The sequence below is a fragment of the Sphingobacterium sp. UBA6320 genome, assembly GCF_002440335.1.
Classification (GTDB): Bacteria; Bacteroidota; Bacteroidia; order Sphingobacteriales; family Sphingobacteriaceae; genus Sphingobacterium.
Genome location: NZ_DJTA01000006.1, coordinates 188475 through 200470, shown reverse-complemented (window position 1 = coordinate 200470; position 11996 = coordinate 188475). Strand labels below are relative to the sequence as shown.

11 protein-coding genes are annotated in these 11996 nt (G+C 40.3%); 4 read left to right on the top strand and 7 right to left on the bottom strand.

All coding sequences use genetic code 11. The features are described from left to right. Positions 1-11 precede the first annotated feature (11 nt). From B3P23_RS02835 to B3P23_RS02825, 3 genes are all read right to left on the bottom strand, one after another. Positions 12-806, bottom strand: a complete 795-nt coding sequence (locus tag B3P23_RS02835; protein ID WP_293924364.1) for a DUF6266 family protein — start codon at positions 804-806, stop codon at positions 12-14. A 286-nt stretch (positions 807-1092) separates the two neighbouring features. Further along, positions 1093-1407, bottom strand: a complete 315-nt coding sequence (locus B3P23_RS02830) for a helix-turn-helix domain-containing protein (protein WP_094772378.1) — start codon at positions 1405-1407, stop codon at positions 1093-1095. A gap of 178 nt (positions 1408-1585) precedes the next feature. Then, positions 1586-2797, bottom strand: coding sequence for a hypothetical protein (locus B3P23_RS02825; protein ID WP_293924361.1), 1212 nt, complete (start codon positions 2795-2797; stop codon positions 1586-1588). A gap of 361 nt (positions 2798-3158) precedes the next feature. Here B3P23_RS02825 and B3P23_RS02820 point away from each other — a divergent pair, with 361 nt between their 5' ends. The 4 genes from B3P23_RS02820 (at position 3159) to B3P23_RS02805 (ending at position 5332) form a co-directional block, all read left to right on the top strand. Further along, on the top strand, positions 3159-3548 hold the full coding sequence (locus B3P23_RS02820; RefSeq protein WP_293924359.1) for a hypothetical protein: 390 nt from the start codon (positions 3159-3161) through the stop codon (positions 3546-3548). Between the two features lie 223 nt (positions 3549-3771). Beyond that, positions 3772-4350 carry a hypothetical protein gene (locus B3P23_RS02815; protein WP_293924357.1) on the top strand — a complete coding sequence of 193 codons (579 nt, stop codon included), beginning with the start codon at positions 3772-3774 and terminating at the stop codon, positions 4348-4350. Positions 4351-4794: 444 nt separating this feature from the next. Further along, positions 4795-5019, top strand: coding sequence for a hypothetical protein (locus tag B3P23_RS02810; protein WP_248753060.1), 225 nt, complete (start codon positions 4795-4797; stop codon positions 5017-5019). 88 nt (positions 5020-5107) lie between these two features. Then, positions 5108-5332 carry a hypothetical protein gene (locus B3P23_RS02805; RefSeq protein WP_293924354.1) on the top strand — a complete coding sequence of 75 codons (225 nt, stop codon included), beginning with the start codon at positions 5108-5110 and terminating at the stop codon, positions 5330-5332. Between the two features lie 404 nt (positions 5333-5736). Here B3P23_RS02805 and B3P23_RS02800 read toward each other — a convergent pair whose 3' ends face one another. From B3P23_RS02800 to B3P23_RS02785, 4 genes are all read right to left on the bottom strand, one after another. Next, on the bottom strand, positions 5737-6990 hold the full coding sequence (locus B3P23_RS02800; RefSeq protein ID WP_293924352.1) for a TlpA family protein disulfide reductase: 1254 nt from the start codon (positions 6988-6990) through the stop codon (positions 5737-5739). A gap of 83 nt (positions 6991-7073) precedes the next feature. Then, positions 7074-8426, bottom strand: coding sequence for a RagB/SusD family nutrient uptake outer membrane protein (locus B3P23_RS02795; protein ID WP_293924350.1), 1353 nt, complete (start codon positions 8424-8426; stop codon positions 7074-7076). A 10-nt stretch (positions 8427-8436) separates the two neighbouring features. Then, the gene (locus B3P23_RS02790) at positions 8437-9378 is read right to left on the bottom strand and encodes a hypothetical protein (RefSeq protein ID WP_293924348.1); all 942 of its coding nucleotides are present in this window, start codon (positions 9376-9378) and stop codon (positions 8437-8439) included. Between the two features lie 54 nt (positions 9379-9432). Beyond that, positions 9433-11967, bottom strand: coding sequence for a TonB-dependent receptor plug domain-containing protein (locus B3P23_RS02785; RefSeq protein ID WP_293924346.1), 2535 nt, complete (start codon positions 11965-11967; stop codon positions 9433-9435). Positions 11968-11996 lie beyond the last annotated feature (29 nt).

Here is an 11996-nt window from a genome sequence, read left to right as displayed (position 1 = left end):
TGTACAACAGTTTACAGTAAGTCCACTTCTCCCAGGTAGGTACTTCTGGATACCTTGGTCCCTTTACGGTCGGCAAAGAAGATCCATACATGCCCCTTTGACCCCAGCAGATGTGGTGGTACCGTAATATCGATGGTCCCATTGGCACGTGTGGCCGGCGTAGGGGTCGTCATAAATTCATCTGCCTTGGGCTGATAAAGTAAGATAATGACCTGATCATCTGCCTTGGAATCATATAGACTGTTGAGCGAAAAATCCCAGTCGACCGACAGTACCCCAAGCGATGCCGATACGGCCATCGCACCGCCACCGATATAGGATCCTGAACTGATCATGATCTTACTGTAGTCCAGTTCAAAATTTGGATAAGAGCCCACCACTGCCTGACTGATATTCTGCTGCAGGGCCGCATTGGTCGGCGTCATCCGATTGGCATTGACCTGACCAAAACCCAGGCGCAGAATTGGGGCTATAGGCATCAAGAATTTTGACATCACATAAAATCGTGCCTGCACGATAAGCTGCTCTTCTGTAGCTCCTTTTGTCCGCTTTTTGGGCAGCCCTTTGATGTAGTCGATACCCTTCCAGCTTGAACCTATCACACTGCCGGCTTTACCTCGAAAACTCCCATTGGCACCTTGTCTAATTGTTCCCATTTTGTTGATTTTTTTAAAGATTTGACCATACGTAAAGGCTTCATGCATACCGGTATATTCTGCTTTACGATGACAAACATAGCACCTGGACATAGGGCTTGTCAAGAGCCAAAATGATCTTGTCGGTGTATGTCGGTGTACCGGTAACATATTGTCGGTGTTTGTCGGTTTAGTATTAAACAGGTTCTAAAAATCCTGATGCTCAGACCGAGAAAAACAACACCTCTTCCTAGCCAAGAGGCTACCAGCTACGCACCTCGTTTTAACCAAAGGCCTCTATACACCGTCTTTGCACCGCTCCTATACCGTCCCTGTACCGGGAAAAGGACGGTCCAGGGACTTTGCAGGGACGGTGCACCTATGGGATACCTTAAAACAAGGTTAAAAGCAGGTACGAACAAGGTTAAAAGCAAGTACCGATCTCAGCTTGATCTGCCTAAGGCAATTGCGCGGGCTGATAGCCCCGATAAGCGATAAAAAACTCGAGGACAGCCTGCTTTGAAAATTGATTCTTCTTCTTATGCTTAGCGATCGGACTGATCAGGCCCTGCTGTACTTTACGTTCAAAAGTGCGTTTGGAAATGGCAACAAAATCCGCAGCCTCCTGCGTGCTCATGGTGCCGACGAGCTTGCTCCCTTCGTCCTGCTGCCGTCCTTCAAGCAGCCTGAGCATCCGATCCACTTTGGTATGCAGATCGGAGTCTGATGAGGTGGATTGTGTTGTAAAATGATAGGATACTGCTTGAGCCATAGAGGTTGCATTGGATCCAAAGCAGTGGCCTGACTCCTGAGTGGAAGCCGTGTTTTGATAAAAAAACATATGTAGGTAAGATAAGGGCGACCTACCGCCGAGATCCTGACTGATATAGCACCATGAAGGCCTATTGATCAGCTCAATCGGTCTAGTTTATAATTGGAAATATAGGACTTTAATTCAACGGTACACAGGTATTCCAACCTCTATAACGCAGTTCAAATCTCGATTTCAAAAACTCCTCTATATATTTATTCTTCACTTTACTTCCTAAAGTACACATCTTTAATACTTCACTCTTCGTTAGGTTTGTACTTAATGCTTGCATCGTCTGGCTCTGAATCTTGACAAATTGGCCATTTTTATAATCCATAAAACAGACATGCATCATATTGATATAATGATCTTTATTAACTTTCACCAACCAGATTAAGAGACCAAGATTTTTCAATGTCTCTAAAATTTTAGGCGAGTCAATCCGGGTTCCATCAGTCAAGATCACAACAGCATGCTTTGTGTGCGACTCAATAGCAAAAATATGGAATAATACCACAGCTGCCAGCTCATTAAAAGAGGGCATAAGTTTGGTCGGACTCTTTGCATACAAACTGGCGTACAGATTTTCGAGCAATACCTCATCAGGCAGATCATCGCGCTCACTTTGCCATTCCTCGATCGCCTCCTTAACGATGTCTTTCATCGGAAGATGACTTACTATCTGCTCATCTTTATCTTGCTGCACTTGATGATCAGTTACAAACTCGATTAGTGCCTTCTTGACCAGGCTCATTTGTTCTTCATTTCGATCTTCCCACTTATGGTCCAGTACAGATGTCAGCTTATCTTCGACCACTTGAGAAAATTTTTCAATAACAGTATCCAGCTGAGCATCCCGCTGTTCCTCGATGGGACGATCAATAACGTCAACAGCATAAGTTTTTTGCTCTTCACCTGCTGTTGCAGGGTATTCATGCTGAAAATAAGTAATAAACAAATTGCGCTTTGGATCTGTGTCCAACCAGATCGAGAAAGCGATCATCATCACCAGATACAACAAAAACCGGGATTTAGCATGCTCCCACAAGATCGCGTACATCTGCTCCCCATCATACCACATATATTTAAATACGATCAAAATGCATAGCCCAAGTCCTGTTGGCAGCACATAAAACAAAATCCGAGCACTTCTTTTCTTCCAGAGGATATTTTGTTTATCATGGTCATAAGTGAACAGCAGCTGGATAACAAGCGAAATAGCCGTTATAAAAACAACCACAAACATCGTAAGCAAAAAAAGAGATGCAAATCTATAAGAGAAAACCGATAAGTCTGTCCAGGTATAATTATAGGTAATCTTATTATACAGTAAGGGTAACAAAACAAACATCAGATAATAAAAATAATATGCCCTAAAATGTCCAGATAAGGCATTTATATTTAAAAAGCGATTTTCAAATAGGTGGATCATTCGTATATAAAAAAGTAATAATTAATTAGGTTAAAATGCAAATTAACAATATTTCATTATAAAACAAAACTGCAGATTGGTCTAAAAACTCAAAAAACAAGCTTTAAAGAGGTATTTTGCCGGTACTTTTAAAGTTTAAAGGTACTTTCTAGATACCCTTAAACTAGAAAAATCAGTTTAACGACTCTTCTTATTATGCCTTAGCCTATTAATGGCCACCATCTCTTTTCTCAAAAAGATAGATTTGCCAAATTTGGAATTCACCAATAAACAGTAAATCATGAACACGTTAAACTTTGACCAAGAGGGTGTCAATAGTATGCAAGCCATTGTCCTTGGGCGGTCACCTGAACTATTAGAGATTGAACTGACCGAAATCCGAAACGATTTTGATAGCTGGGTCAATAAGTTTTTTAGCTTCACGACCACTCAACTCGTTCAGCTGCAATCCATGGATCTCATCTTTAAGCAAGAGTTAGCTTACGCCATCGCCAACAGTTATGCTGCGGGCGTCATGGTCGTTTTTAGTAAAGACGACAAAGAGGATGACGAAGTGCCCGACAAGAAAAGTATCGTTGTGCATGGACTGGATAAGTGGCAAGCCCCATTAGCAAGCTCTTCAGCAAATAGGATCGTGACGCCATTAATGATCCGCATCCACTACAGTTGATCCATTAAAATCCACAAATCTCCTTGAGGGCTGGCAGCGAGATCCCCAGCCCCTTGTGTATTTCAAATACTCCTATATATAACCTCTAAGTAAACCTCGAGTCTTTTATAAACCTAAATAAAACTCAATGAAAAGAACCACGCCAAAATTTAGCTTAAATAAAACAGCTGTCTATAGAAATCAAGCTGATTACTCCAACTTACTAAACATACGACCTTAAATTATGGAAAGAATGCAAGATTTTTTCAGTAAATACCATCAGCTCAGCGCATCAGCAAAAACTTATATCAAAGAACATGGAAAGCTCCATTTTTATAAAAAAGGAAGTTACTACAAGATCGCTGGTATTCCGATGTCGACCTGGTGCTTTATAATTGATGGTGTAGTCGCCAAAGAAGTGCTCGAAGCAGACACATTCATTCGCATCGAACGCATCAATGGGAAGAACGAATATTTTACGGGTAGCAATCACCCCTATAGTGATCGGGCAACATCCGTCGCTATCAAATTTTTGCAACCCACTATATTATATGAGATCAGCAACAGCCATTTCAAACACGCACTCAAACAGTACCCTGAGCTGAGTACGATATTCCATATCCTGAAACAGCATAAGGTCAATAGACTGCAGGACATAGTACATATCCTAAAACTTCCCCCCTTACATCGCGTACATGAGCTTTCTCTCAAGATGCCTCATCTTATGCCTTTACTTACCATCAAAGAACGTCGCTCCTTTTTAAACATTTCCTGTGATCGTGATTATTATAAATCTTTACGCTATCATCTTGGAAAGAGCTAAGATATATCGCATTGCTATTATCAGAGCGTACCGAAGGATTATATTTTTACGAAAAGCAAGTATCAAAAAATAATAAGAGCTGTCGAAGATCAAAATCAATATGGTCTGACAAATATGAAAAAAATGCAATCTATAGCATTGCTATATGAAGCTGAGGAAGAAGGGATCTAATTTTACAGTAAGCACCTTAAATAAGATCATGTTTGCTGGATAAACGAATAAACTATGACCATGAAAAACATAAATATAAACAACTTAGGTATCAAAGTATACCGTCGCAAATTTGCGACATTCCCCGGTGGCCGGGGCAGGAAATAAAGTCCACTTTAATAATAAAAGCCTCCGACGTATGGAAGCTTTTATGTGGCCATCAATGAAAACATATGATGTTCGATTATAAACATAAGTAATATAAACATTTTTTTACAATTAAAATCATCTATTATGGCCTGGTTCCAATTAGTTGCCAATGGGGATGCTACAGATCCTAACGATTACAATGCTGTAGGTGGACCTTCATGTCTAGGTTCTAATCATATTTGTGCTATTCAGACAAGTCCTGACGCAAGTAATAAACCGATCATTACAACTCCACTGAGAAATGAAATGATTACTGCGTTAAACACAAACTCCAGTAGTACAAATGTTCAATTGAGAACAAATCCGTAAATAAGGTCACAAGCCTTATGGTAGAGGGCGCTCCAAAGGCGCTCTTTTTTAACAAAATTTAATTTTAATAATCTTAAAACAAATAACTATGCCGTGGTTTCAATTAATTGCTAATGGGGATGCTACAGATCCTAACGATTACAATGCTGTAGGTGGTCCATCATGTTCAGGTATCAATCATATTTGTGCTATTCAAACTAGTGCTGATCCGAGTAATAAGCCCGCAATAACACAATCACTCAAGGATGAGATGATTAAAGCATTAAACTGTGGTAGCAGTTCTACAAATGTTCAATTGAGAACAAATCCGTAAATAAGGCTACAAGCCTTATGCTAGAGGGCGCTCCAAAGACGCCCTTTTTTAACAAAATTTATTTTTAATAATTTTAAAACAAATAATTATGGCCTGGTTTGATTTGGTTCCGGAAAGTGATCCGAGAGATACAAATGACAATAATGCACCACAATATACAGTCTTAATCAAGTCTGTGCGATCGAAAAAAAAAGTGCATACTCAAATAATAATCCATGATTACAGCAGTAAGAAACGAAAGAATTACAGCAGTAAGAAACGAAAGAATTACTGCACTCAGAATAAAAAACAATGGTGAATTTACAACCAATCCATAAATGTCACCCAGAAGAACATAAAAGGCGTCCGTAGACGCCTTTTATGAATTCTCTCCTATCTAAACTTTTGAGGTCAGGTGGACATTTTTAATTTTTGTTTAATTCTCTTATTACCATCACATCAATAACCCTTTTTGCCAATACAGCTTCCAAGCCATAATAAAGTATTTGTTGATTGAGTTTTTCTAATGAAGAAAAATCAGGGACATCAATGATTTCGGTAAATCCAGATTCATCTAAGGTTGGTGGATACATTTTAGTATAATCCATTAGAAAGGCCAGATTTTCCATTCCTTCAACCCGACGGTTACTCTCCGGTTTTGCAATACCTACTCTCGATTTCGTCGTTTTCCTGATCACGATAACTTCTTTTTCCTTTTTCTCGATCGTTACGCTAACGCCTAAAAATGAAACCAGATCTTGCATCACCAATTTAGCCATCTCCTTCTTGGAAACGGTATCCTGACTAAAACGCTGATAGCAGATCGCATTTTTCGTGTCCCATATTCTTGGACCTATGGAATTCGGTTTATACTGATAGTCATTCTGATCTTTTACATACCACTCCATCCTTCCCGGTATCCAAAGATAGTACGACGGACTGATCATAGCATGTAACCGTGTGAATGCATCCAAAATTCCTGTATTGATCATACTGGTCACAAACATACCCGTTACCGAATCTTGCTCGATCGGTAGCCCACCTTTAAACTCCAACCCATCCTGATAACCGGTGATCAATACTTTTCCTTTTAAATTTAAGTTTTCCTGATCTGGAATCACGTCTTTCGTACTAAAGTCATCTTTCACCGGAATATCCAATCTGTCTTCAGCGATCAGTTTCTCAATATACTCCGGTTTGATATAATCAAAATACGTGATGGCTTTGACTTTACCTTTATAAATAAAGACTGTATGCGGTACCCCTTGATGAGGAAAATAACTTTTGAGCAAAGAATCTGCAATAATTGTAGGTAAATAGGCCTGATACTCCTTCAGGTATTTATTACCTTTAAAAAATTGATCAATGACTTCCTTAGACTGCCAGGTCACCGTAATGATCTGCGCTTTGTCCCCTACTGTTTTCTGTACTTCTTTGACATGAGGCATCAACTCAATACAGGTACTGCAGTAGGTATCCCAAAAATCAAGGATTAACACCTTTTCCTTATAATCATCCAGATCTATGGTACTGGATGGGAAATTCAAAATATCCATAACCGGCAGATCGGGAACTGACGATCCTATAGTCAATCTTTTGGTGAGATCAACTTTTTTGTTTTGTTGAGCATATAAGGGCATAATGCCAAGTAATATGTATATAATAATGTAGCTTTTCATCTGTAATAAGTTTTTTTAATGTTGAAGTCTTCAAGTCTAGTAGATCCATATGGCACCCGATCTAAACTTGGCGATTCCTTATATTATCTTTTATTCTGTGCTATGGTTGGATTTAGTTGAATCACCAACTGCGGGATCAATGCCGCAAATTTTAAACTCCCCGGCACCAACTGATAGGTCTGTTCATCAACACCTCGCGTCAATGTATGCTGGGTAGCGACATCTTGATTGAGCCGTTTGATATCTGCCCATCTTCTTCCCCGGAAAACCAGCTCTTTCCTTCTTTCTTTTAAAATTTCTTCTAATAAAATGTCATTTCCCCAATTTACTTCTTGATAATCCTCTGGAGCAAAGCGATGCTTGCGAAGCAAATTAATGCCTGCTAAAGCGATGGCCGACTTACCGATTCGTGCCGCCGCTTCTGAACGGATCAGCAGCATTTCACTGGTCGTCAGCCCGATGAAAGTACCGATATAGCTTTGATCATAATTGGTTTTGTAGCCATAGGTTCCGGGATCAAAGTAATTGTATTGAAAGTAAATGGACATCCGTAGATCATTTGGTTCGTAGAGATCGATCAGATCCGGATTTATCCGATTGTAGAACGGACCTATCGATCCGGAATTACCGGTCAATGCTGTAAAATAGATCTCCTGATTATTTTTAGGAATAGCCATTTCATCATATGGGTCAAGGATATTGTAGTCAATCAATGTCGGTTGCATATTCCATGCAGAGTCAGCATATAGATAAGCATTTTCATAATCGCGCATATCCAGATATAAACGACTCAATCCTGCCTGCGCCGCTCCTTTCGTAGGTCTACTTTTAGCTATCGATGTTGGCTCTAACAGACTGATCGCCTGTTTATAATCCTGTACAACATGATCATAAGTAGCCGCTAAACTTGCTCTACCTTGTGCAGGAACGACATCAGGTGTTAACTTGAGTGGCAATCCCAATTCGTTCGATGCTGTAACGGGGTCATAAGGTAATGTATAAAGTTCCAACAATTGCTGATAGGCAAATGCTCTAAAGAAATGCGCATTGCCCAATATCTGCTTGCCTTGCTCCGAAGATTTATCCTGCTCGGAGAGCTTATCGTATATTGCTAAGATCTGATTGGACACATATATGGTTTTATAAGGTCCCTGCCAGTTTCTACTCCCGGTAACAGGTTCGTCCGTCCAGATATAGCCCATTCGTTCATCCATATCGACTATTGTCTGCCAATCTTCGGTATGAATATAGAATTCTTCACCCATCACGATAGACATCACGGCAAACGACGTATTCATCGCTGTAAAATCATTCAAAAGCAATTCGCAATCCGCGAGCGTACTCGGAATTTCCATATTTTGATCAGGCTTTAGTTCCAAAAACTTAGAACAAGAGGTCAGGCTTATGGATAATAAAAAAATAATATAATATTTCATAATAATCGATCTAAAAGTTAAAACTGATACCTAGAGAACCTGCAAAAGGATCGGGCGGATTATTACCGAATTCAGGATCCAACCCCCACATATTTTCACGCCATAGGGTCATGATATTGGCAGCATAAGCATAGATCCTCAAATCTTTTAAGTATCTATTTTTAAGACTATATCCAACCTGTAAATCGCGCAGTTTAATCTGCCCTGCCGGTTCTACCAGTGCTGAGGAATAATTGTAAAAATCAGACTCGTTCTTATTGACAGGATAAGTAAAAACAGGCACATCGGTTTTCAGTTCATCCCCCGGATTCTGCCAGCGAAGCGCATAATCACTGTGTCCTACTCCACCTGTGACCAGATTGGAGTAATGAATAGATTTGCGGACAAACTTATGCCCCAATTGATAACTGATATTAAATGAAAAGTCTATATTTTTATAACGAAACGTATTGCGTAGCGAACCGAAGTAAAGCGGTAAAGCAGAACCTGCTATATCCATGTCTGTCAACGGGGTACTGTTCACAATATTCGTGTAATCTGTTGACAGTTCACCATCCATATACCCCCTCGGTTTTCCAGTCAGAGGATCAAGTCCTGCCCACTTATAGGTCACCACACCTGTCAAATCTGAACCAACGATAGGTGTATTGCGGGCGGAATATGCACCTGTGCGATAAACCTTACCAAATGGGGCATCAAGATAGGACTTCGTCACTTTTGTTCGGCTATAGGCAAATACCAGATCGGTATTCCATTCAAAGTTGGTGCTCTGTATATTTTTTGAATTCAAGGAAATATCCACTCCCTTTCCCTTCAGATCTGCACTGTTCTGTAACAGCACGCCAAATCCGGTTGTCGGATCTACCTGTGCTTCTAGGATCAGATCCTTTGGTGTTTTGATATAGTATTCTACCGCTCCACCAAACCTGCCTCCTTTTGTGCGAAAATCCATACCAACATTGAACATGCCGACAGATTCCCATCTGAGATAAGGATTTTCAGGACTTCACATGCTGGCATAAGGGAGTCCGGTTAGGAAATTTGTTTGATTGGATTTTTGCATGATGGCATAGGCAGAAGTGGTATTGTTGACATTACCATTTTTACCGTAAGTAGCCCTGAATTTCAAGTATTCAAAGGGACCGTCTTTCATAAATCCCTCTTCCGATGCGATCCATGCACCTCCCATAGACCAAAATGGCTGTCCCTTATCATTGGTATTCACACCAAAAAGATTGGAAGCATCCTTGCGAGCACTGGCATTGATGATGTATCTTTTTTTATAGGTATAACCTACATTGGCAAAAAAAGAAGTAAAGCGATTGGTAAATTCCGCAAACTTGCTGTAGTCGGAGATTCTACCTACTCCAACACGGCCATTCAGGTAAGGAAGATCATTAACCAGATCTACGGGTTGAAAAGCATGCGTTTTTGAATCATAACCAAAAAATTGCGATGTATATTGCACCTCCTTCTGCTGTCTAATCTCGACACCTGCCAGTAGGTTGAGACTATGATCTATGCCCCATGTACCTTGATAGTCGATCTGGAAACGACCCTGATGCGCATTATTTCGTTGATTAAAAACAAGCAATCGCCCTCCTAGTGGATAGTTCCATTTCACGGTATGGTCATCCCAGACTGCAAAATAATTGTTTGCTGAACGCTGCTCAATACTTCCTTGATCGCGCTGTTCGCTAGTTTTCCCATCAGCAGCCCTAAAATTATATAATAAAGAAAGATTAAGACCTTTCATTACCGTATATTTAGTCTGCAAGCCGAGCATAGTTTCCCGATTATCCGTTTTTATAGACGATTCGTATAGTTCGGCCAGTGGTCTATAGCTCCAATCTAATAACCGCCCCTGTGCCACGGTATCCCGAAATTCGCGATTCATAGCAGTTGCTTCCACGATCAAAGGATTTCCAAATTCGTCGGCCATTTCCATATAAGGGAAATTTCCAGAACCTTTCCCTAATTGGTTGTACAGAACAGGATCCAGAGATTCTCCGGTGTTGTAACTGGAAAACTGGGTACTGAGATTGAATTCCAAACGTTGTGTTGGTTTAAAATTAGATTGACTTCTAAATGTAAATCGGTCTGCTGACGATGTGACCACACCTTTAAGCTGCTTATCATACCCTATAGAAAAAATACTCGATAGCTTTGCAGATCCTGCCGACAGCTGTACATTGTACTGTTGTTTAACCGCTTTTCTATAAATGTATTTCAGAAAATCATCTCGCATGTCGATACCGCGAAGTCTATCTATACTGCTATTCAGCTGTTGTTCCGAGATTTTGCCATCCCGCTTATCTTTTAGTAACTGCACCACTGGCGTTACTGCATAAGTGAAATCAGACATACGGCTATTGTAATATCCTTTTTCATACAGAGACAACTCAACGTCAATATAGTCTGAGGTATTCATCTGCGGAAAATAATACAGATCGGGTTTGTTCTCAAAAGTCAGGTTTCCATTAAACGAAACTTTAAGGCTTTCATTTAGCTTGCCTTTCTTGGTCGTAATGACGACCACCCCGTTCCCTGACTGTGCTCCCCAGATCGAAGAAGCCGAAGCATCTTTTAAGATGGATATATTTTCGATATCATTGGGGTTGATATTATTAAAATTACCATGATATGGAAATCCGTCTACGACGATCAATGGCCAGACATTGGAGCGGAGAGAACTCTGTCCGCGGACATTGAAATTGGGGAATACTCCCCTATTTTCATCGTATGTTTTCGTGGAAGAAATACTCGGTACCACATCTTCCAGACGGCTGATAAAATCAAGTGATACTTTACGATTTAGTAATCTGTTGTCCACAAATTCAAAACTACCTGCCGACCGTTCTTTAGGGATATTTTGATAGCCTGTATTGACGATATTGACCACTTCTACTTCATCCAATTGATTTTCCGAAGGAATCATGGCCACATTGAGTGTTATGCCTACCGCATAATCAACTTCAGCCGTTTTATAGCCGACATGGGTAAACTTGACTTTCCCTTTTCTAGCCGTTATGGTCAACCGAAATGTACCATCATCTTTAGTCGATACCTTTTTGTATTCGGCATCCACAAGCACGGAAACACCCTGTAGCGCTTTGCCATCCATGGAGGACACCACACGTCCTAATAATTCGTGCTGCCCGTTCACCCCGCTGTCCTTGCGGGGTGTCTGAGCTGATAAACATAAACTATAAAACACTGCAATAACCATGATGCATGGTATCGCAATTACTTTAAGTGCCTTTAATAAGCAGAAGATCAGATTAAAGGCATGTAACATTGGAGCAATTAAATAGCATAGTACTACTTGGTTCCAAGATGCTTTTAGAGCTGAAACCGTAAGTTGATGATCCTCTTGTTGAGAAGAACCCTTCCTGAGGTTTCCTATTTTTAGTATAGAACTTTTCAATGTGTTTATTTTTTGGTCAGTTTTAGATGGAAGACCAAAAAATAACGCTCGACTTAGGACAGTACTTTTCCTTCGGGATAGTGCATAGCTCTCCCTATTGCAAGTTTTCTGCATTTTTTTAAGTTTACATTGAAGGTAAAGCA

What these genes read in the sequence shown, in the direction of transcription:
- B3P23_RS02825 (WP_293924361.1), bottom strand. Translation starts at nt 2,797, where the DNA reads ATGTTTGTTTTGTTACCCTTACTGTATAATAAGATTACCTATAATTAT.
- B3P23_RS02795 (WP_293924350.1), bottom strand. Translation starts at nt 8,426, where the DNA reads ATGAAATATTATATTATTTTTTTATTATCCATAAGCCTGACCTCTTGT.
- B3P23_RS02815 (WP_293924357.1), top strand. Translation starts at nt 3,772, where the DNA reads ATGGAAAGAATGCAAGATTTTTTCAGTAAATACCATCAGCTCAGCGCA.
- B3P23_RS02835 (WP_293924364.1), bottom strand. Translation starts at nt 806, where the DNA reads ATGTTACCGGTACACCGACATACACCGACAAGATCATTTTGGCTCTTG.
- B3P23_RS02810 (WP_248753060.1), top strand. Translation starts at nt 4,795, where the DNA reads ATGGCCTGGTTCCAATTAGTTGCCAATGGGGATGCTACAGATCCTAAC.
- B3P23_RS02830 (WP_094772378.1), bottom strand. Translation starts at nt 1,407, where the DNA reads ATGGCTCAAGCAGTATCCTATCATTTTACAACACAATCCACCTCATCA.
- B3P23_RS02800 (WP_293924352.1), bottom strand. Translation starts at nt 6,990, where the DNA reads ATGAAAAGCTACATTATTATATACATATTACTTGGCATTATGCCCTTA.
- B3P23_RS02790 (WP_293924348.1), bottom strand. Translation starts at nt 9,378, where the DNA reads ATGGATTTTCGCACAAAAGGAGGCAGGTTTGGTGGAGCGGTAGAATAC.
- B3P23_RS02820 (WP_293924359.1), top strand. Translation starts at nt 3,159, where the DNA reads ATGAACACGTTAAACTTTGACCAAGAGGGTGTCAATAGTATGCAAGCC.
- B3P23_RS02805 (WP_293924354.1), top strand. Translation starts at nt 5,108, where the DNA reads ATGCCGTGGTTTCAATTAATTGCTAATGGGGATGCTACAGATCCTAAC.
- B3P23_RS02785 (WP_293924346.1), bottom strand. Translation starts at nt 11,967, where the DNA reads ATGCAGAAAACTTGCAATAGGGAGAGCTATGCACTATCCCGAAGGAAA.